17 protein-coding genes are annotated in these 20808 nt (G+C 71.0%); 3 read left to right on the top strand and 14 right to left on the bottom strand.

The window, feature by feature from the left end; translation table 11 throughout:
* Positions 1-395: 395 nt before the first annotated feature.
* Complete coding sequence (locus QRO03_RS02110; RefSeq protein WP_285135867.1) at positions 396-1289, top strand: putative endonuclease domain-containing protein; 894 nt, start codon at positions 396-398, stop codon at positions 1287-1289.
* Positions 1290-1654: 365 nt separating this feature from the next.
* Here QRO03_RS02110 and QRO03_RS02105 read toward each other — a convergent pair whose 3' ends face one another.
* From QRO03_RS02105 to QRO03_RS02090, 4 genes are all read right to left on the bottom strand, one after another.
* A complete protein-coding gene (locus QRO03_RS02105; RefSeq protein ID WP_055957966.1) occupies positions 1655-2683 on the bottom strand; it encodes a 6-phosphofructokinase in 1029 nt (342 codons plus the stop codon).
* A gap of 457 nt (positions 2684-3140) precedes the next feature.
* Positions 3141-5300 carry a DEAD/DEAH box helicase gene (locus QRO03_RS02100; RefSeq protein ID WP_285135866.1) on the bottom strand — a complete coding sequence of 720 codons (2160 nt, stop codon included), beginning with the start codon at positions 5298-5300 and terminating at the stop codon, positions 3141-3143.
* 198 nt (positions 5301-5498) lie between these two features.
* A complete protein-coding gene (locus QRO03_RS02095) occupies positions 5499-6155 on the bottom strand; it encodes a hypothetical protein (RefSeq protein WP_285135865.1) in 657 nt (218 codons plus the stop codon).
* 55 nt (positions 6156-6210) lie between these two features.
* Entirely contained in the window at positions 6211-8721 is a 2511-nt protein-coding gene (locus tag QRO03_RS02090; RefSeq protein ID WP_285135864.1) for a heavy metal translocating P-type ATPase, read from the bottom strand.
* Positions 8722-8849: 128 nt separating this feature from the next.
* Between QRO03_RS02090 and QRO03_RS02085 the strand changes: the two genes are divergently transcribed.
* Positions 8850-10217, top strand: a complete 1368-nt coding sequence (locus tag QRO03_RS02085) for an MFS transporter (RefSeq protein ID WP_285135863.1) — start codon at positions 8850-8852, stop codon at positions 10215-10217.
* A gap of 117 nt (positions 10218-10334) precedes the next feature.
* Here the strand turns inward: QRO03_RS02085 and QRO03_RS02080 are convergent, their stop codons facing one another.
* The 5 genes from QRO03_RS02080 to QRO03_RS02060 form a co-directional block, all read right to left on the bottom strand.
* Entirely contained in the window at positions 10335-11279 is a 945-nt protein-coding gene (locus QRO03_RS02080) for a bifunctional riboflavin kinase/FAD synthetase (RefSeq protein WP_285135862.1), read from the bottom strand.
* Positions 11276-11695, bottom strand: coding sequence for a hypothetical protein (locus QRO03_RS02075; protein WP_285135861.1), 420 nt, complete (start codon positions 11693-11695; stop codon positions 11276-11278). The genes QRO03_RS02080 and QRO03_RS02075 overlap by 4 nt, the downstream gene beginning before the upstream one ends.
* Before the next feature lie 70 nt (positions 11696-11765).
* Positions 11766-12134, bottom strand: coding sequence for a hypothetical protein (locus QRO03_RS02070; protein WP_285135860.1), 369 nt, complete (start codon positions 12132-12134; stop codon positions 11766-11768).
* Positions 12131-13024, bottom strand: coding sequence for a tRNA pseudouridine(55) synthase TruB (truB, locus tag QRO03_RS02065; RefSeq protein ID WP_285135859.1), 894 nt, complete (start codon positions 13022-13024; stop codon positions 12131-12133). Before truB ends, QRO03_RS02070 begins: the two co-directional genes overlap by 4 nt.
* Complete coding sequence (locus QRO03_RS02060) at positions 13024-13530, bottom strand: nucleoside/nucleotide kinase family protein (protein ID WP_285135858.1); 507 nt, start codon at positions 13528-13530, stop codon at positions 13024-13026. The genes truB and QRO03_RS02060 overlap by 1 nt, the downstream gene beginning before the upstream one ends.
* A gap of 434 nt (positions 13531-13964) precedes the next feature.
* On the opposite strand from QRO03_RS02060, the gene QRO03_RS02055 reads away from it, so the two are divergent.
* Positions 13965-14843 (top strand): iron-sulfur binding domain-containing protein, encoded by an 879-nt coding sequence (locus QRO03_RS02055; protein ID WP_285135857.1) that lies wholly within the window; start codon positions 13965-13967, stop codon positions 14841-14843.
* A gap of 214 nt (positions 14844-15057) precedes the next feature.
* Here QRO03_RS02055 and rbfA read toward each other — a convergent pair whose 3' ends face one another.
* The 5 genes from rbfA to QRO03_RS02030 all read right to left on the bottom strand — a co-directional run bounded on the left by rbfA (position 15058) and on the right by QRO03_RS02030 (position 20656).
* The gene (gene rbfA, locus QRO03_RS02050) at positions 15058-15543 is read right to left on the bottom strand and encodes a 30S ribosome-binding factor RbfA (protein WP_285135856.1); all 486 of its coding nucleotides are present in this window, start codon (positions 15541-15543) and stop codon (positions 15058-15060) included.
* A 197-nt stretch (positions 15544-15740) separates the two neighbouring features.
* A complete protein-coding gene (gene infB, locus QRO03_RS02045; protein WP_285135855.1) occupies positions 15741-18569 on the bottom strand; it encodes a translation initiation factor IF-2 in 2829 nt (942 codons plus the stop codon).
* Positions 18570-18662: 93 nt separating this feature from the next.
* A complete protein-coding gene (locus tag QRO03_RS02040; protein WP_285135854.1) occupies positions 18663-18914 on the bottom strand; it encodes a YlxR family protein in 252 nt (83 codons plus the stop codon).
* Positions 18915-18947: 33 nt separating this feature from the next.
* Positions 18948-19937, bottom strand: a complete 990-nt coding sequence (nusA, locus tag QRO03_RS02035) for a transcription termination factor NusA (protein ID WP_285135853.1) — start codon at positions 19935-19937, stop codon at positions 18948-18950.
* A gap of 116 nt (positions 19938-20053) precedes the next feature.
* Complete coding sequence (locus tag QRO03_RS02030; protein ID WP_285135852.1) at positions 20054-20656, bottom strand: HD domain-containing protein; 603 nt, start codon at positions 20654-20656, stop codon at positions 20054-20056.
* Between the last annotated feature and the right edge of the window lie 152 nt (positions 20657-20808).

The following is a 20808-nucleotide window of genomic DNA, read 5'->3' as shown; positions in this document are numbered from 1 at the left end:
TGCGTCGCGGCGTCTGCGTCGCGGCGTCTGCGTCGCGGCGTCTGCGTCGCGGCGTTTGCGTTGCGGCGTATCGCGCCGTGGACGTTCCGTACCGTGGGGTGCGCGTCCGCCGCAGAGCGGCGCGTGTCCCACTTCGTGCGGATACGGACCTCACAAGCCGCACGAAATGGAACACGGCTCACGGTCGCCACCCACGCGCCGTCGAGTTCCCGGCCACATGCCGCCGTCCCCGAAGGGCAAGTCCCATCTCGTGCTGGTGAGGCATCAAGAAAGTGCGCGAAGTGGGACATACGTGGCCGTCGGGGGGTCCTCCCCAGGGCGCCGATTGAAACATCCATCCACCCAACAGGGCCTTACGCCCCTGACGCGCGCCGTCATGAATGCATCCTCGGACGATGGCCGCTGATCCGCTGATCTTCTCCGTTCGGGATGCGATGGCATCGGGGCGCTCGCGATTCGCTCTGCGCCAGGTCGGCATGCGGATGCCGTACCGCGGTGTTCGTTCCACCGCTCCGCCGCCGACGCTCACCGACCTGCGCGCCCGCGTCGCAGAGTACGCGCCGCGCCTCCGCGACGGGCAATTCTTCAGCCATGAGACCGCGCTGGGCCTGCTCGGCGTGCCCCTGCCTCCCTTCCCCCGCCTCCCCGGCATCCATGTATCGGCGCACCGCCCTCGCCGAGAGCCGCGCATCGTCGGCATTCACGGCCATCGACTTCAGGCGCGAGACCTGGCGATCTCGCATACCCCGGAGGGCTGGCCCCTCGAGCACCCGGTGCGGGCGTGGCGACAGTGCGCGACGATCTGGCGCATCGACGACCTCGTTGCAGCTGCCGATTTCCTGCTGACCGATCTGCACCCGCGGATCGAGGCCGACGATCTTCGCGCCGAAATCGACCGTATGGGCGACACAGCGGGCAAGGTGCTCGCCCGCTCGCTCACATTCAGCCGTCACGGGCCGCGTTCCGCGTCCGAAACCCACCTTCGACTGGTGCTCGTTCGCAGCGGTCTGCCGGAGCCGGAGATCTCCTGGACCTTGCGGGACGTCGACGGTCGATTCGTCGCCGAGCTCGACCTGGCCTATCCGGCATGGAGGGTCGGCGTCGAGTACGACGGTCGGGTCCACGCGGAGGACATGCGGCAGTTCGCGAGGGATGCCGATCGGTGGGACAGCATTCGGGAGTGCGGCTGGGAGCACGTCCGAATCCTGTTCCATCATCTACGGGTCGACGGCGCACCGGCGGTCCGCAAGGTGCGCGAGGCGCTCCATCGCGCCGGCTGGCGTGAATGATGTCCCACGTGGTGCGCACCTCCCCCGCCGAACTTGCACCACGTAGGACACGCCCCTCATCCCGCAGTCGCTGCCCCCACGGCTGGCCGTGCATGTCCCACCTCGTGCAGGATTGCGTCCCGGAAACTGCACCAATGGGGACATGACTGGGGGACTTCCGTGCGGCCAGCTCGGCGGCACGCCATTCGTGTCCCACTTCGTGCGGGAATGCACCCTGATTTCTGCACGAAGTGGGACATTCGTCGACGACCGAGCCGGACGCAGGCCCCCGCACAGCGCAGACGCCCCCGCGCAACGCAGACGCCCCCCGCGCAAGGCAGACGCCCCGCCCCGCACACGCGGGACGGGGCGTCGACAGCTCGCGCTCAGCCGAACAGCGCGGCGGCCTCCTCGTAGCGGTACAGCGGAACGCTGTTCAGCTCGCCGAGGGCGTCGCCGAAGGGCACGCGCACGATGTCGGTGCCGCGCATCGCGACCATCTGACCCCACGCGCCCTCGTGCAGGGCGTCGGCGGCGTGCAGCCCGAGACGGGTGGCGAGCACGCGGTCGAAGCCCGACGGCGAACCGCCGCGCTGGATGTGCCCCAGCACGGTGGAACGGGTCTCGATGCCGGTCAGACGCTCGATCTCGGGCGCGAGCAGCTCGCCGATGCCACCGAGACGCGGGCGGTTGAAGGCGTCGAGGCCCTTGTCGCTGAAGGCTTCGTCCATGCCGGTGAGCTTGAAGCCCTCGGAGACGACGACCAGGGGCGCGCGGCCGCGGTCGTGAGCACGGGTGACCTGCTCGACGATCTCGTCGATCGACATCGGCACCTCGGGGATGCAGATGACGTGCGCACCCGCGGCGATACCCGCGTGCAGCGCGATCCAGCCCACGTGCCGACCCATGACCTCGGCCACCATGCAGCGCTGGTGCGAGTCGCCCGTCGTGCGCAGGCGGTCCATGGCATCCGTGGCGATGTTGACGGCGGTGTCGAAGCCGAACGAGTAGTCGGTCGCGCGCAGGTCGTTGTCGATCGTCTTGGGGACGCCGAGCACGTTGATGCCGTCCTTCGACAGGCGGTCGGCCGCGGCCAGAGTGCCCTCTCCGCCGATGGCCAGGATGCCGTCGATCCGGTGTCCGTAGAGCGTCTTGGAGATGTTCTCGGCACCACCGCGCGCGCCCTCGTAGGGGTTGGTGCGGCTCGTGCCGAGAATGGTGCCGCCCACCTTGGACAGGCCCTTCACCTCGTGGCGCGTGAGGGGGAAGAAGTCGCCGTCGACGACGCCGCGCCACCCGTCGCGGATGCCGACGAACTCGATGTCGTAATTGGTCGTGCCCTTGAGCACGACGCCACGGATGACCGCGTTCAGCCCGGGGCAGTCGCCGCCGCTGGTCAGGATGCCGATCTTCATGGGCAGAGTCCTCAAGTGCTGTGATTCGGGTGGAGGTGACGGCGCCGTTGCCGTCTTCGACCCTATCGCCGCGGGCGGGACCGCTGCCACACGGTGACGGAAAGGGGGATGCCGCGCACACGGTGCCGCGATCGGCCGCCCGTCTCGCCGCCACAGTCCGCCGCACGGCCACGCGGGCGTTCGGGGCGGATCTCGCCGTCCGGGGCGAGAGAGTCCCGCCCCGGAGTGCGGAACCCGCCCCGAACCAGAAGCGCCTGCACCCCCGCACACGCAGCCCACCCGAAGGCAGGCTCGGTGCCCCGACCCTCCCGGCGCCCCATGGTTTCGGGGCGTGTTGCGCCGTTCGGGGCGTGCAGCGCCCGCCCCGATGGACGAAACCCGCCCCGAAACCGCCCGCTTGCCGCGAACGCACGAACGCCCCGGTGCCGAAGCAACCGGGGCGCCCGCCACACGAGGGTCAGGCCTTGCCGAGTGCCTGTCGGAGCAGGTGCATGAGCGCCGAGAGCTGCACCGAGTCGCTCGAACCGGGCTCGATCGACTGGCCGTCGAGGGCGCGCTGGGCGAGGCCCTCCTTCGAGTCGATGAGTTCGGCGATCTTGGTGTCGATCGTGTGCGCGGCGATGATGCGCCAGGCCGTCACGGGCTCGCCCTGGCCGATGCGGTGCACGCGGTCGATGGCCTGCGTCTGCTCGGCGGCGGTCCACGACAACTCCGCCAATACGACGTTGGAGGCGGCCTGCATGTTCAGGCCGACACCGGCGGCGGTCAGCGAGCACACCGCGATCCCCACGCCGGGGTCGGTGTTGAACGCGTCGATCGCGGCCTGGCGGGCAGTGGAGGTCTGCTCTCCGCGGACCGACACCGACTTCAGCCCGGACGCCTTGAAGTGCGCCTCCGCGGCATCCATGACGTCGATGTGCTTGGCGAAGAACACGACCTTGCCCACCGAACGCTGCAGCTGCACGGCGTAGTCGGCGGCGAGGTGCGCCTTCGCCTGCCCGATGCGGCGGACCATCGTGAAGACGTTCTCGCTGCCCGATCCCGCGGCCTTGCTCTCCTCGAGCTCGCCGTGGGCGACGAGGCGCACGATGTCTTCGTCGATCGCACCCGCGGCGAGTCCTCGGTCGCCGCGCGCGTCGATGATGCGGCGGTACTTGGCCGCGAGCCGCGCGCCGAGTTCGCGTTCGGCCTGGCGGATCGAACGGCCGAATTCGTCGTCGAGCTCGACGGGCAGGTCGGCGACGAGCTTGTCGGGCAGGTCGGCGGCGACGTCCTTCTTCTTGCGCCGCACGATGCCCATCGAGATCACGGCCTCGCGCGCTTCGGGATAGAACGCCTTGTCGGCGGGCGTGAGGCCCGTGGCATCCAGTTTCTCCATGAGCTCGGGGCCGGGCTTCTCGCCGTTGGTCCACCCGAGGAACCGCCAGATCGCGTCGAAATCCTCGACGTCGTTGATCAAGGGGGTACCGGTGAGGGCGAGCATGAGCGGATCGCGCGTCTGCTGACGGACACGGGATGCCAGGGCCAGCACGTTCTGCGAGCGCTGCGACGAGAGGTTCTTGATGAAGTGCGCCTCGTCGACGACGATGCCCTTGAGCCCGATCGACGACAGCCACGACAGGTGACGGTCGAGGATCTCGTAGTTGACGATGAAGATGTCGGCGAAGGCGTCGATGTCGGCGCCACCGCCCGAGATGACGGTCGCGCGTCGCTGCGGCGTCCACCGCTGCACCTCGCGCGCCCAGTTCATCTTGACGACGTTGGGAACGACGACCAGCAGGGGGTAAGCGTCGGCGACGCTGGCGGCGAGCACCGACTCGGCGGTCTTGCCGAGGCCGGGCTCATCGGCGAGCAGGAACGATCGGTGACCGGTTCGGACGGCCTCGAGGAAGCGCGACTGGTGCGGCATGACCTCGAGCCCGCGCGGCGAGAGCCGGTCGAACTCGGGGACGGGCGGCAGCTCCATGCTCGCCGCGGAGCCGCCGGCGCCGATCTCGAACGCCTTGTAGAGGGGGCCCATGAGCTCCCAGCCGTCGAGGCGGCGGCGCGGGGCGTCACCGCTCGCGCGCGGCGTGAGATCGGGCGCGAGGAACGGGTTGGCCATCTGACGCGCCTCGATGGATGCCGGGATGACCTGCTTCTCGGCGAGGGATGCCGGCACCACGGGGGCGATCTTGGGTGCGTTGTCGGTGATGATGAGCTCGTCGGGCGGCAGTTCGGAGCCGGCCTCGAGCAACCAGTCGCGACGCATGCGGCGGGCGACGGGAGAGGTGGCCTGATCGACCTCGAGCAGTTGGATCAGCGACGTGTCGCGCGCGGCCGTCTTGGCGAGGATCGTCGCGACCCCGTCGAGGCGCTTCAGCAGCTCGGCGCGGGCGGCGTCGGTGATCTCGGTGTCGGCCTTGACCCGTGCGCGTTCCTCGCGCACGAGGAAGGCGATCACTTGGAACTTGACGCGGTTGGTGGGCCCGAGCTTGCCGCGCTGCGCCTTCGCCTCGACCTCGCGCACCTTGCGGGCGAGGATCGGGATGACGGGTGCTTCGTCGTCGCGTCGGGATGACGTGGTCTTTCTGCGCCGCTGGGTCGAGCTACGGGCGGCGGTTGCCGTGGTCGGCATGCTCCTCCTGAGCGTGTCGTCCGGGATCTCGTCCCGGAACGTTCCCGGCCTGGACCGGTGGATCAGTGACCCCTAACTCGCCGCGGACGACGCACACGAAAGGGGCGGGCCAGCGACCCGGCCGTGGGTCTCAGCCGGAAACGGCTCGCACGGCGATGGTGACGGGGTCGCGACCATTCTACCCGCTCGCCGGACCGATCAGCGAGTCAGTGTGGCGAGAATGTCCTCGGTGTAGCCGTCCGGGTTGACGTTGATCCATGAGGTGCTGACCCACAGACCCGTCGCGGGTGAGAGCGCCTGCGTCTCGCCTCGCTCGTAGGGCTTGTCGTCGAGCGAGACGCCGCGTTGTTCGACGCGGCAGATCGTCGCTACCGCAGTTGTCTCGCACCCGAATCCGGCCTCGGTGAGGGCACTTGTCACGGCGGCCATCTGGGACGTGTCGATCACCGACACGTTCGTCGCCATTCCGACCTCGCTCGGCGCCCCCCACGTGCAGCGCAGGGTCGGAACAGAAGCCAGAAGCTCTAACAGGGGCGCCTGGTCGGTGGACAGCAGCGTCACACCGGGATCGTTCAGCGGCGGTACGAGCGCGTCGAGCGTCGAGCGCATCCCCGCCGAATAGATGTCGTCGCAGGAGGTCGGCAGCGACGTCGCGGGCTGCTCAGTGACGGTCGGAGTCGACGCGACCGATGGGGTGGCCTTCGCGGGACCCGTGGTCGACGAAGCGGTTGTCTCAGGAACCGCCGTAGAGGTCGGCGCCGCGTCCGTCTCGGCGTCGGGCAAGCACGCAGTGAGGGTGAGGGCGAGCACGGCGGCGGCGACGCCGACCACACCAGTGCGGGCGAGGGGGAACATGCAACCTCCAGGGATCGCCTCGACCCTAACGCGCAGCCGAGGCGAACTCCCGGTGTCAGCCCGCGCGCCGCAGGCGGAGGCTGTTCAGCACCACGAAGACGCTCGAGAAGGCCATCGCCGCCCCCGCGATCATGGGGTTGAGCAACCCCAGCGCCGCCAGGGGCAGTGCTGCGACGTTGTACGCGAACGCCCAGAACAGGTTGCCCCGGATCACCCGCATGGTGCGCCGGCTGAGGCGCACCGCGGTGACGATCCCACGCGGGTCGTCGCGCATGAGGGCGACGTCGCTGGCGTGCAGCGCGGCATCCGTCCCGCCTCCCATGGCGATCCCCAGGTCAGCGGATGCCAGAGCGGCGGCGTCGTTGACCCCGTCGCCGACCATCGCCACGGTGCGACCTTCCGCGCGCAGGGCCGTGATCTCGGAGACCTTGCCCTCGGGCAGCACCCCCGCGCGCACCCTCTCGATGCCCAGTTCAGCGGCGACGGCGCGGGCGACGTGCTCGTTGTCACCGGTGAGCAGCACGGGCTCCAACCCCATCGCGCGGAGTTCCGCGACGGCGGCGGCGCTCTCGGGACGCACGGTGTCGGCGATCTCGATCACCGCCCGTGCGCGCATCCCGTCGCCGTCGGCCCACCCGGCCACCACGACGGTGCCCCGCTGCTCGCCGTCCGCGACCGCCGCCGCCAGGGCGGGTGACAGCGGCGCGCCGAGGTCGGCGGCGAGCGCCGGGCGACCGGCGAAGACGCGCACGCCGTCGACGCTGCCCGTGATCCCCCGGCCGGGGAGGGCGTCGAGGTCGGTGGCCACCGTCCCCTCCCCTGCCGCCGCGACGATGGCGTGCGCGACGGGGTGCTCCGACCCGCGCTCGACGGCGGCGATACGGCGGAGCGCCTCGACGGCATCCGCTCCCTCGTCCACCGTGACGGCGGTGACGCTCATCCGACCCGCCGTGAGCGTGCCGGTCTTGTCGAGCACGATCGTGTCGATGCGCTCGGCCGACTCCAGGGCCGCCGGCCCCGTGACGAGGATGCCGAGCTGAGCCCCGCGACCGGTGCCCACGAGGATCGCGATGGGCGTGGCCAGACCCAGGGCGCACGGACACGCGATGATGAGCACCGCCACCGCGGCCGTGAAGCCGGCGGCGACGGGCTGGCCCGCCACGATCCACGCGATCAGCGTCAGGGCCGCCAGCACGATGACCGCGGGGACGAAGACGCCCGAGATACGGTCGGCGAGGCGCTGCACACGGCTCTTGCCGAGCTGTGCGTCCTCGACCAGCCGCGCGATCCGGGCCAGACGCGTCTCCTCGCCCACGCCGGTCGCGCGGACGACGAGTCGGCCACCCGAGGCGATGGTGCCGCCCGTCACGCTCGATCCCGGTCCCACATCGACCGGCACCGACTCCCCCGTGAGCATGCTCTCGTCGACCGAGGCGCGCCCGTCCACCACGATGCCGTCGGTGGCGACGGTCGCACCCGGCCGCACGACGAAGTCGTCGCCCACGGCGAGCGAGGCGATGTCGACGCGACGCCCGTCGGCGAGCTCGGCGTCGCGGACACCGAGGTCGAGCAGGGATCGCAGCGCCGCACCCGCACGCCGCGTGGAGCGCTGTTCGATGACGCGACCGAGCAGCAGGAAGACGGTCACCGCCGCGGCGACCTCGAAGTAGACGACGGAGGTGGCGTCGTGGACGGGCCCGAAGAGCATGACCTCGTGCCGGATGCCGATGCGTCCCGCGCTGCCGAAGACGAGCGCCCAGACGCTCCAGATGCAGGCGGCGAAGGTGCCGAGCGTGATGAGGGTGTCCATCGTGGCGGCGCCGTGCCGCGCGTTGCGCAGCGTGGCGCGGTGGAAGGGCCACCCGCCCCACAGCACGATGGGTGTGGCGAGCACGAGCGAGACCCACTGCCAGCCCGGGAACTGCCAGGCCGGCACCATTCCGAGTGCGACCACCGGGACGGCGAGCGCGAGCGATACCCGCAGCCGCACGCGCAGCGGCGTCGCACTGGGAGCGTCGGCGGTGTCGTGCACGTGCCCCTCGTGCGGCGCATCGGCGGGGCGATCGGCGGCGGCGGCGCGGTCCACGGCGGCGTGGCCCGCGACGACCTCACCGGTGACGGAGTGCGCGCCGGCGTGCGGGTCGGCCGCGAGGTGCGCGCCGGCGGCGTGATCGGCGGAATCTCCGGCCGCGAGGTGCGCGCCGGCGTGCGCATCGGCGTCGGGGCTGGGCGAAGGGGTGCCGGCATCCGTGGTGCCCGCCTCGACGGCGGGAGCGGCGGGCGGCGGCGGGGATGCGGGAGTGCCGGTCGCGGAGACCCGGGCCGCCCTCGTGCGGACGGTGGCGTCGTAGCCGGCGGCGCGGACGGCCTCGACCAGCGCGGTGGTGTCGAGCCCGGCCGGGTAGCGCACGCGGGCCGTCTCGGTCGCGAGGTTCACCGCGGCTTCGACCCCCTGCACCCGACCCAATCGCTTCTCGACGCGGGCGACGCAGCTCGCACAGGTCATGCCTTCGATGTCGAGCACCGCCTCGCTCGTGGGTGCGGTGGCATCCGTGTTCTCGCCCATGGCTCCTCCTTCGGTCACCCGGTCAGGAACACGATACCCCCTGGGGGTATTCCCAGGGCGTGGGAAGCCTCGCGCCGCCGGACCGCCAGCCCTATCCCGCCGCGACCGCACGACCCTACTCTGGGACGATGGCCGAGACGATGACCCGCGAACAGCGCACGGTGCTCACCATCGCCGTGCTCGCCTCCTTCGTGTCGTTCCTCGACGGCACCGTCGTCAACGTCGCCCTCCCCGCCATCGCCCGAGAACTCGGCGGCGGGTTGTCGACCCAGCAGTGGGTCGTCGACGCCTACCTCGTGACGCTCGGCGCCTTCATCCTCGTCGCCGGGTCGCTGAGCGACGTGTTCGGTCGCGTCGTCGTGCTGCGCGTCGGCCTCATCGGCTTCGGCATCACCTCGGTCGCGATCGCCGCCGCACCCACGGCGGAGTTCCTCATCGTGGCGCGCGCGCTCCAGGGAGTCGCCGGGGCACTGCTGGTGCCCAGCTCCCTCGCCCTCATCACCTCCACCTTCCGGGGGCCCGCGCAAGCCCGCGCGATCGGCATCTGGACCGGAGCGACGACCATCGCGATCATCGCCGGTCCCCTCATCGGCGGCGTCTTCGTCGACACGTTGTCGTGGCGCCTGGCATTCCTCGTGAACGTCGTGCCGATCGCGGTGACGATGTGGCTCCTCGTGCGCCTCGGGCACCGCGATCACCGTCGCCCCGACGCCCGCGTCGACATCGTCGGGGCGGTGTTGTGCGCCGTCGGTCTGGGCGGCGTCGTCTTCGCGCTCATCGAGCAACCCAACCTCGGGTGGGCGTCCCCCGTGATCTGGGTGCCGGGACTCGTCGGCGCCGCCGCCTTCGTCGGCTTCATCGTGCGTCAGCGTCTCGCCCGCGACCCGATGATGCCGCTCGACCTGTTCCGCGCGCGCAACTTCTGGGCGGGCAACCTCGCCACCGTGTTCGTCTATGCCGCACTCTCGCTGAACGGCTTCGTCGTGAGCGTGTACCTGCAGCAGGGGGCGGGCCTGTCCGCGACCCTCGCCGGCCTCGCCTCGCTGCCCAGCACCATCCTCATGATCCTGCTGAGCTCGCGCATGGGCGCCCTCGCCGGGCGGTACGGTCCGCGGCTGTTCATGACCCTCGGGCCGGTCCTCATGGCCGTCGGCTCGCTCCTGCTGCTGAGCGTCCGCGAGGACTTCGACTACTGGACGCAGGTGCTCCCCGGTATCGTCCTCTTCGGCCTGGGCCTGACGGCGACGGTCTCTCCCCTGACCGCCGCCGTGCTCGGTGCGATCGAGACCGAGAGGTCGGGCATCGCGTCGGCCGTGAACAACGCCGTCTCCCGCGTCGCCGGACTGCTCGCGATCGCGGCGGTCTCGGCGGTCGTGGGCGGATCCCTCGACCTCGACGGGTTCCATCGCGCCGCCATCTTCACCGCCGCACTGATGCTGCTGGGGGCCGCGGCGTCGTTCCTCGGCATCCGCAATCACCTGTCGCGGAGCGACTGACCCGTCGAAGCCCCGGATGCCACGCCCGCGGCGCTCCGGTCAGCGGATGCCACGCCCCCGACTCTCCGGCGGACGGATGCCGTGCGTCGGCGCCCGCGCCGGGCCGGCGTGCGCCGGTCAGCGCAGAATCGCGCGCGTGCGCTCCACGTCGTCGGCCATCTGGACCAGCAGAGCGTCGATCCCGTCGAAGGCGGTCATTCCGCGGACACGCTCGACGAAGCGCACCTCGACGTGGTGCCCGTAGAGGTCGAGGCCGGTCTCATCCAGCACGTACGCCTCGACCTGTCGGGAGTGCACATCGTCGAACGTGGGATTGGTGCCGACGCTGATCGCGGCGGGGTAGCTGGTGCGGCGCGCCCCGTCGACGTCGATGAGCCAGCCTGCGTAGACGCCGTCCGCAGGCACGAAGCCCTCGAGGTCGGGCGAGAGGTTCGCCGTCGGGTAGCCGAGCTCCCGCCCGCGCTTCAACCCGTGCACGACCTCGCCCCACACCGACGGAGCGCGCCCCAACAGGCGTGCGGCGGTGGTGACGTCGCCGGCCGACAGCGCCTCGCGGATCCACGTCGACGACACGCGACGGTCGGCGTGCACCGCGCGCACGTCGTCGACCACGTCGACACGGAAACCGTGCTCCGCCCCCATCCGCTCGAGCAGGGCCGGATCGCCCGCACCGCCCGCGCCGAAGCGGAAGTCCCGCCCGACGAGCACCGTGCGCGCCTGAAGGGCGTCGACCAGGATGCCGAGGACGAACTGCTCCGCCGCGATGGACGCCAACGCATCGTCGAAGGTGAGGAGCAGAGTGGCGTCGACGCCGGCTCGTTCGAGCAGGTCCAGCTTCTGGTGCGGTCCGATCACGTCGGGCGGGCACCGTTCGGGCATCAGCACGCTGAGCGGGTTGCGGTCGAAGGTCACCGCGACCACCCGCGCGCCGTCGGACGCGTCGACGCGGGCCCGGTCGATCACCGCGCGGTGGCCGGTGTGGACGCCGTCGAACTTGCCGATCGCCACCACCGACGGGCCGAAGTCCGCGGGCACCTCGGCGGGATCGCGGAACACGATCATGTCGTCGCCCGGCGGTGGCGCACCAACCACCACAGGCCGAGGAACGGCAGGACCAGAGGGATGAACAGGTAGCCGTAGCCGTACACCGACCAGACCGTGGGGTGCTGGAACAGCGCGGGGTCGACGAGGCTCAACGTTCCCACGATGAGCACGCCGACGAGTTCGAAGCCGATCGCGATCCATGCGACGCGATACCAGGCGGGGCGCGCCGAGAAGATGAGGGCGAGGGTCGCGACGATGTAGACGACGGCGGCGAGCGCCGACAGCGAGTACGCCACGGGGGCGTCGTCGAACTCTCGGGCGATCTGTACGAAGGAGCGGCCCGTGGCGGCGAGCGCCATGATGCCGTAGACGACGACGAGGACACGGCCGATGCCGGTCATCCCCCGAGTGCGGGTGGGAGTGGTGGATGCCATGACCCCTCGATTCTAGTTCTCCGGCGACCGACCCGAGCGGTGCGCCCGCGGCCTGGCATCCGGGGCCCGCTCAAGCGATCTGCACCGTCCAGATGACGTGCATGCGCCACACCATCACGGCGACCGCGAGGGCCGCGACGCCCATGATGACGGTGCTCCAGCGGCTGCGTTCGATCAGTGCCCACGCGACCCCCGCTACCGGCACCAGCGCCGCGGAGACGAGGTAGGTCCAGAACTCCAGCAGGCTTCCCGACGGCGGGTTGCCCGCGAACGGGGCGATGATCGCCACCACGATCTGCACGATGAGCAGGAGTTCGATGAGCGCGAGGGATCCGACCGTGACGTCTCCCGGCCGGCGTCCGACGAGACCCGCGACGATCGCGACGGTTCCGGCGAGCACCGCGATGCCCACCTGCGCGAGCGTGAACCACAGGATCATCGGGCGGCCTCCTCGGGCATGTTCATGACGCTCTTGAGCTGCGTCCCGCGCCTCTCGACGATGCCGACCAGCCGGCCGTCGGGATCGATCGCGGCGGCCACGGCTCCCGTCAGGCGGCCTCCGCCGTCGATGCGCTTGCCGTGGCGGAGGTCCCGCGCCTCGTCCGCCCCGACGGCGAGGGCTCCGACGACCACCGCCGCGGCCGTCGCGGGCGCGATGAGGGCGTCTTCGGCGACGTCGTCGACGGATGCCGCGGCGGTCACGTCGAACGACCCGATGCGCGTGCGGCGCAGCATCGTCAGGTGACCGCCGACGCCGAGCGCGCGCCCGAGGTCGCGGGCGAGAGCGCGGATGTAGGTGCCGCTCGTGCAGTCGACGACGACGTCGAGTTCGACGACGCTGTCGCCGCGGCGCATCGCACGGACGTCGAAGCGCGACACCGTCACGCGTCGGGCCTTCAACTCGACCTCTTCGCCGGCGCGGGCGAGGTCGTACGCACGGCGACCTCCGACCTTGATGGCCGAGACGGTGCTCGGCACCTGCTCGATCTCGCCCGTGAGCGCGCGGATCCCGGCGGCGATCGCCTCGTCGGCGACCGCGGCCACGGTCGCGGCATCCGCCCGTTCCGTCTCGACCCCGTCGGCGTCGTCGCTGTCGGTGGCGATGCCGAGCACGATGGTCGCCTCGTACGTCTTGTCGGCGCCGACGATGTAGGTCAGCAGCCGCGTCGCGCCCTCGACACCGAGCACCAGCAGCCCCGTCGCCATGGGGTCGAGGGTGCCCGCGTGCCCGATCTTGCGGGTGCCGAGCGCGCGGCGCGCGCGAGAGACCACGTCATGACTGGTGATGCCCCCCGGCTTGTCGACCAGGAGGATGCCGGCACGGACCATCAGCAGAAGTCTCCGAAGACCTGCGCGGGGTGGGCCGGGTCGGAGTTCTCGACGATGACCGAGGCGGCCGCCTTCGGCCGGGTCGTCCGCAGGTACTGCTTCTCGGCATCCGGGAGCTCCGGACGCGACGCACCGATCGGCGGGTTGCTCTCGAGCCAGACGGAGTAATTCCACAGACCCCGCACCTCGGACGTGTGCAGGAAGCGTCCCGAGACGACGAGTACCGCATCGGCGGGAGCGACCTCGCCCGGACCGAACGGCTCGCCCGCGCGGAAGGGAGCGATCAAACGCTCGCGGGCGTGGGGCGCACCATCGGCCACGGCAACGCGGAAGACGGCCGTTCCCTCCTGCTCCACGGCCGCCGCGAAGTCGTCGGCGAAGACGCCGGCTGCGACGGCGTCCAGCGCGTCGACGGCGACCACGGCGCGCCCCGCGCGGCTGTTCTGCCGCATCAGGCCGAGCAGACTCCGCTGCAGGTCACGGGCGGTGTTCTCGGACGACGACATGTCCCCAGCCTACTTTCGCCGCCGCGCCCCCCTCCCTCACCCACGGAAACCGGCGGCCCGCGGGGACACTCCGCCGCTCCGCTCCCACGCATAAACACAATCCGTGCGCATAAATGCGCTATCACCGTGTTTCTGCGCACCAACGGTGTTTATGCGTGCCGACGACGCCGACCCGGCCGGCGACCCGGCCACGCTGGCAGTGCACGACGCCGCCGGCGCGTACGTGGACCGTCGCCTCGCGCGCGCCCCGTCGACCGGCGCCCCGCGCATCACGCCGACCGGCGTGCCGGCTCCCACGCGGGCCCGCCGACCAGCGCTAGCCCACGCATAAACACGATCCGTGCGCATAAACGCGCTGTCACCGTGTTTCTGCGCATGGATCGCGTTTATGCGTGACGGCCGACGGGCCGCTCGGGCGCTCGTAGGCTGGACGGATGCCAGGACTCGCCGCCCCGCTCATCGCCTGGTACGGCGAGGCGGCGCGCGACCTCCCCTGGCGACGCGAGGGATTCGGCGCGTGGGGCACGCTCGTCAGCGAGTTCATGCTGCAGCAGACCCCGGTGGCGCGGGTCATCCCGCACCTCGAGGCGTGGCTCGCGCGGTGGCCCACCCCCTCGGATCTGGCCGCCTCGCCGCCCGGCGACGCGGTGACCCAGTGGGCCAACCTCGGCTACCCCCGTCGCGCGCTGTGGCTGCACCGGGCGGCGGTCGAGATCCGCGACCGGCATGACGGCGTCGTGCCGCGCGATGTCGAGGCGCTCCTCGCGCTCACCGGCATCGGCGATTACACCGCCCGCGCGGTGGCGGTGTTCGCGTACGGGGACCGGCATCCGGTCGTCGACACCAACACGCGTCGCGTCCTGGCCCGCGCCGTCGAGGGACGCGCGCAGCCCGGCCCACCCCACCGCCGCGACCTCGAGGCCATGCAGGCGGAGCTCCCCGACGACGTCGCCGCGTCGGCCGTGGTCAACGCCGCGGCGATGGAGCTCGGCGCGATCGTCTGCACCGCCCGGTCACCGAAGTGCGAACTCTGCCCCCTCGCCGCGCAGTGCGCGTGGCGTGCGGCGGGATACCCGGAATCGGAGGATCGTCGCCGCAAGCAGGCGACCTACGAGGGCAGCGATAGACAGGCGCGTGGCGCGGTGCTCAGGGTGCTCCGCGACGCCGCCCCCTCCCCCGTGCCGCTGTTCGCGGTGCTTGCCGACTGGCCGGACGCCGCCCAGCGCGATCGCGCCATCGACTCACTCGTGGCGGACGGCCTCGCGGAGGCGCTCGACGGCGTCCTTCGCCTGCCGGGCCATCCGGCATCCTGACTCGCTGCGGCCGCCGCGTCGCGACGACGGCGCATCCTCGGTGCCCCTCCCGGCCGCGCGTGGCGCCGTGGCCGCCCGACAACGCACCCGTGACCGCGCCGTCCGCCCCGAGCTCGGGGGCTGCGCACGCCGGGAGCGCCTGCACGCCCGTATGACGACGAACGGCCGGATGCCACCCGCTCGGGGTGCGCATCCGGCCGTCGAGGCGACGGGCTCAGGCCCGCGTGTCGTCCTCGTCTTCGTCCTCGTCGTCGTCATCGAGGTCGTCGTCGTCTTCGTCGGTGTCACGCGGCTTGACGTACGGGTCGGCGTCGCCGGCGTACGCGGCCGACGCCGCGAGTCCGGCGACCGACTCGTCGCGCTCACGCGCTTCGCGCAGCAGCGCGGAGATGTGGTCGGCGTTCTCGGGGATCGCGTCGAGGATGAACTCCAGCGACGGGGTGAGACGCGTGTTGAGGTTCTTCCCCACCTCGCTGCGCAGCATGCCGGTCGCCGACTTCAACGCCGCCGCGGTGTCGTTGCGGTGCGCCTCGTCGCCCATGACGGTGTAGAACACCGACGCGTGCTGGAGGTCGCCGGTGACGCGCACGTCGGTGATCGTCACGAATCCGAGCCGCGGGTCGCGCAGCCCCTTCTCGAGCCGCTCAGCGAGCACCACGCGAATGCGGTCGGCCACGCGGGCCTGTCGTTCCCCTGCCACTGCCTTCTCCTTCTTGTGTACCGCCGCGGGTGACGCAGCGGGTGGGCGTCCGTCGAGGATGCCGCCCCTAGCGTAGGCCGGAGGGGTGTGCATCCCCGAGAGCATCGGGGTGGAGGCCCCGCTCTGCTCTCGGGGATGCACACCCCGCAGGCCGAAGCGGGAGCCGCGCCCGAAGACGCGACCCCCGCTCGATGTGATCAGCCTCGCGGCTTCTCGATCATCTCGGTCGTCTCGATCTCGTCACCGATCTGGATGTCGTTGAACTTGCCGAGACCGATACCGGCCTCGAAGTCCGTACGCACCTCGGTGACGTCGTCCTTGAAGCGGCGCAGCGACTCGATGGCCAGGCCATCGGCCAGCACGACACCGTCGCGGATGACGCGAGCCTTGGCGTTTCGCGTGATCGTTCCCGACCGCACGATGACACCGGCGATGTTGCCGAACTTCGAGGAGCGGAACACCTCGCGGATCTCGGCGACACCCGACTGCACCTCTTCGAACTCCGGCTTGAGCAGGCCCTTGAGCGACTGCTCGACGTCGTCGATCGCGTTGTAGATGACGGAGTAGAACCGCACGTCGACACCCTCGCGGGCGGCGCGCTCACGGGCCTTCGTGTCGGGACGGACGTTGAAGCCGATCACGATCGCGTTGTCGATCGTGGCCAGGTTGATGTCCGACTCGGTGATCGCACCCACACCGCGGTGGATGATGCGCAGCTGGACGCTGTCATCGACCTCGATCTTGAGCAGCGACTCCTCCAGCGCCTCGACGGCACCGGAGACGTCACCCTTGATGATGAGGTTGAGCGATTCGACCTTGCCCTCTTCGAGAGCGCGGGTGAAGTCCTCGAGCGAGATGCGCTTGCGGGCCTTGGCCAGCTGGGCGTTGCGCTGAGCGGCTTCACGCTTCTCGGCGATCTGACGGGCGGTGCGGTCCTCCTCGGCGACGATGAACACGTCACCGGCGCGGGGCACGGAGTTCAGACCCTGCACCGACACGGGACGCGAGGGGTAGGCCTCGTCGACGGCGTCGCCGTTCTCGTCCATCATCGCGCGGACGCGGCCGTACGCGGTGCCCGCGACGATCGCATCGCCGACGCGCAGCGTTCCGGACTGGATGAGCACCGTGGCGACCGAACCGCGACCCTTGTCGAGCTTCGCTTCGATCGCGACACCACGGGCCGCCTTGTTCGGGTTGGCCGTGAGGTCGAGCCCGGCGTCGGCGGTGAGCAGCACCGCATCCAGGAGGGCCTGGATGTTGAGGTTCTGTCGGGCCGACACGTCGACGAACATGACGTCTCCGCCGTACTCCTCGGCGACCAGACCGTACTCGGTGAGCTGCTGGCGCACCTTGGCCGGGTTGGCGTCGGGCTTGTCGACCTTGTTGACCGCGACCACGATCGGCACGTTCGCCGCCTGGGCGTGGTTCAGCGCCTCGACCGTCTGGGGCATGATGCCGTCGTCGGCCGCGACCACGAGGATCGCGATGTCGGTCACCTGCGCACCACGGGCACGCATGGCGGTGAACGCCTCGTGACCCGGGGTGTCGATGAACGTGATCGCGCGCTCGATGCCCTCGTGCTCGGTCCAGATCTGGTACGCACCGATGTGCTGCGTGATGCCACCGGCTTCGCCCGCGACCACGTTGGTCTGACGGATCGCGTCGAGCAGTCGCGTCTTACCGTGGTCGACGTGACCCATGACGGTGACCACGGGAGGACGGATCTCGAGATCGTCCTCGCTCTCGGCCTCGAGCTCGGCATCGAGGTCGAGACCGAAGCCCTCGAGGAGCTCCTTGTCTTCGTCCTCGGGCGAGACCATCTGGATCTTGTAGCCGAGCTCGGCGCCGAGCACCTCGAAGGTGGCCTCGTCGAGCGACTCGGTCGCGGTCGCCATCTCACCCAGGTTGAACAGGATGGTGACGAGCGTGCCGGGCTGCACGTTGTAACCGCGCAGGGCCTCGAGCTTGTCGGCGAAGTCCGAGATCGACGCACCGCGGCGCAGGCGGATGATCTCGCCGTTGCCCTTGGAGACGTTGACGCCGCCGACGACCGGCGCCGACCGCATCTCGAATTCCTGCCGCTTCGCCCGACGCGACTTGCGCTGCTTGGACTTGCCGCCGCCCTTACCGAAGGCACCAGCGGTTCCACCGCCGGGGCCACGGCCGCGACCGCCACCGCCGCCGGGGCGACCGGCGAAGCCGCCACCACCGGGAGCACCGGGGGCGCCACCGGGGCGCTGGAAGCCGCCACCGGCACCGCCGGGACGACCGGGACCGCCGGGACGCTGCTGGAACGGAGCGCCCGGACGACCGGCACCGCCGGGTCGACCTGCACCACCGGGACGCGGAGCGCCGGGGCGCGGGGCACCCGGACGCGGGGCCTGCGGGCGGGGGATGTTGCCGGGTGTCGGCCGCTGACCCATGCCCTGCGCCGAGGCGAAGGGGTTGTTGCCGGGACGGGGGCCGGAGGGCCGCTGACCCATGCCCTGCGCCGAGGCGAACGGGTTGTTTCCGGGACGGGCGCCACCGGGACGCGGGGGCGAGCTGGGACCGGGCTTGGGAGCCGTCGAACCCGGGCTCGGCGGCGACGACGGGGTGGCCGGCGCAGCCGCTGCGTCCGCAGCGGGCGTGGCCGCGGGAGCGGCCGGAGCGGGGGTGGTCTCGGCGGGAGCCGACGCAGCCGGAGCGGCGACGGGCGCGGCCGGAGCCGCGGGCTCGGGTGCCGCGGCGGGCTTCGCCGGTCCGGGACGGGGGCCCGAGGGACGGGCGCCCGGGGTCGCCGCGGGACGCGCGGGTCCGGGGCGGGCGCCGGATGCGGGACGCGCCGCGGGCGCGGCGGACTTGGCATCCGAGGATCCGGAGGAGCTCTCGGCCGCGAGGGCGGCGCGGAGCTTACGAGCCACGGGGGGCTCGATGGTGGATGAGGGGCTCTTGACGAACTCGCCGAGCTCCTTCAGCTTCGCAAGCGCGACCTTGCTGTCGACGCCGAGCTCGGAAGCGATCTCGTGCACGCGTGGTTTTGCCACAATTCTCCTGTCTGAGGGCCTACCCCGGACAGGGCAGACCGCTAGTTGCGGACGGGTCTCATTTCGAGCCGTTCACTTCGTGTCCATAGCCGTTCAGCCTTTTCGCTGGAGGTGTGATTCGAAGGTCTGCGTGTCAAGCGGGCCTGACACACGCAATGCTCGTACGAAGGCGCGACGCGTGAGAGCTTTCCTCACGCACGCGTCCGTCTCGTGCACCCACGCTCCCCGTCCCGGCAGGACCGCTCCCTCGTCAGCGACGAGGATCGATCCGTGGGCGACCACACGCAGAAGCGAGGATCGGGGGGCGCGTGCGCGGCATCCGACGCACGTTCGTACTGGTTCCATCGTACACCTCGCCGTCGCCCCAGCGACGGACGCTCAGTTGTCTTCGAGGATGCTGTCGGGCTGGATGTCGATCTTCGCGCCGGTCAGTTTCGCGGCGAGGCGGGCGTTCTGCCCCTCTTTGCCGATGGCGAGGGACAGCTGGTAATCGGGCACCGATGCGCGGACGGCCTTCGTCGAGGCGTCGAGGACGAACGCCGAGGTCACCTTCGCGGGAGACAGGGCGTTGGCGACGAAGCGAGGCAGCTCGGCGTCGTAGTCGATGATGTCGATCTTCTCGCCCGCGAGCTCCTCGGTGACCGCGCGCACGCGGCGGCCCAGCTCGCCGATGCAGGCGCCCTTGGCGTTGACTGTCGGGTCGTTCGCCTTGACGGCGATCTTCGAGCGGTGGCCGGCTTCGCGGGCGAGCGACACGATCTCGACCAGACCCGCGGCGATCTCGGGGACCTCGAGAGCGAAGAGCTTGCGCACCAGGCCGGGGTGGGTGCGCGACACGGTGATCTGCGGACCCTTGTTGCCCTTGGAGACGCTGGTGACGTACACGCGCAGGCGCGACCCGTGCGCATACGTCTCACCGGGCACCTGCTCCTCGGGGGGGAGGATCGCCTCGACGGAGCCGAGGTCGACGTGCACCATGCGCGGGTTCGGGCCCTGCTGGACGACGCCGGCGACGATGTCGCCTTCCTTGCCGCGGAACTCCCCCAGCACGGCGTCGTCGGCGATGTCGCGCAGACGCTGGCTGATGACCTGCTTCGCGGCGAACGCGGCGATGCGGCCGAAGTCGTCGGGGGCCTGCTCTTCTTCGCCGATGACGGCACCCTCGTCGTCGGTGACGGCGGTGAAGATGCCCACGTGACCGGTCTTGCGATCGAGCGATGCACGGGCGCCCACCGGGATCTCCCCCTCGGGCGAGATGTGCTTGGCGTAGGCGGTCAGGATCGCCTGCTCGATGATGCGCGCGAGTTCGTCGAAGGGGATCTCCTTCTCGCGTTCGATCGTCTTGAGAAGTGCGAGATCGATGTCCACAAGGCCCTCCGTTATTCAGCTCTCGTCGACGCGACCGGCGCCGACAACCCTCCTACGATACCCGGATGCCGTATCGCCCGCGACCCGGGCACCGCTCGACTCCCCCTCGCCACGCCTCACAGCCGCTCGAGCGGGTTCGCCGCGAGCTTCGCGACCACTCCCCCGTCGACGAGTCGTCGAGCCGCCGTGTCGGGCTTGCGGGCGGCCTGATCCACGACGCACGTGCCGAACTCCGCGGCGAGCGCCCCGCGGGGGTGCGCCTCGAGGACCTCGCGGAGGAACGGCTCGGGCAGGGCGTCAGGACGGGCGCCCGAGATGTCGAGCGCGGTGGCCGTCTCGAGCAGGTGGCCCTCGGCATCCATCGACGGGTCCACACACGGCCAGTTGTGGCGCACGATGACGTCGAGCACGCGGAGGCGGCGCTCGCGCGGCCATCCCGCGCCCGCGGTGAGGGCGATGCCGACGTGTCCACCCGCGTGCTCGTACGACAGCGAGTGGTTGTCGTAGGCGGTCACGGTGCCGATGTCGTGCAGCACGGCGGCGACGTAGAGCAGCTCGTGATCGATGTCCCGGATGCCGTCCACCACGGCGAACGCCTCGGACCACAGCCAGGAGCGCACGGCGTGCGCGGTGATCGCGGGCGATTGGTACTCCGTCGCCAGTGCCAGCGCGCCGCGGGCGGCGGGGGTGTCGGGAACGGCGAAATCGCTGATCTGCACGGGTCCTCCGAGGTCGGGTCGACTCCCACTCTGTCGCCGACGGACCGGTCGCGACAGCCGCGCGTCGGTCACCGGACGGCGTCTTCCTGCCAGGACGGACACGGGGGTGCAGAACCGGTGCGCGCCGTGCTGCCGGTACGGGCGGGCAGGCG

This window comes from Microbacterium sp. lyk4-40-TSB-66, from assembly GCF_030209475.1.
Taxonomy (GTDB): domain Bacteria; phylum Actinomycetota; class Actinomycetes; order Actinomycetales; family Microbacteriaceae; genus Microbacterium.
The sequence above is the reverse complement of the archived record's forward strand: the minus strand, read 5'-3'. Positions and strand labels throughout refer to the sequence as shown.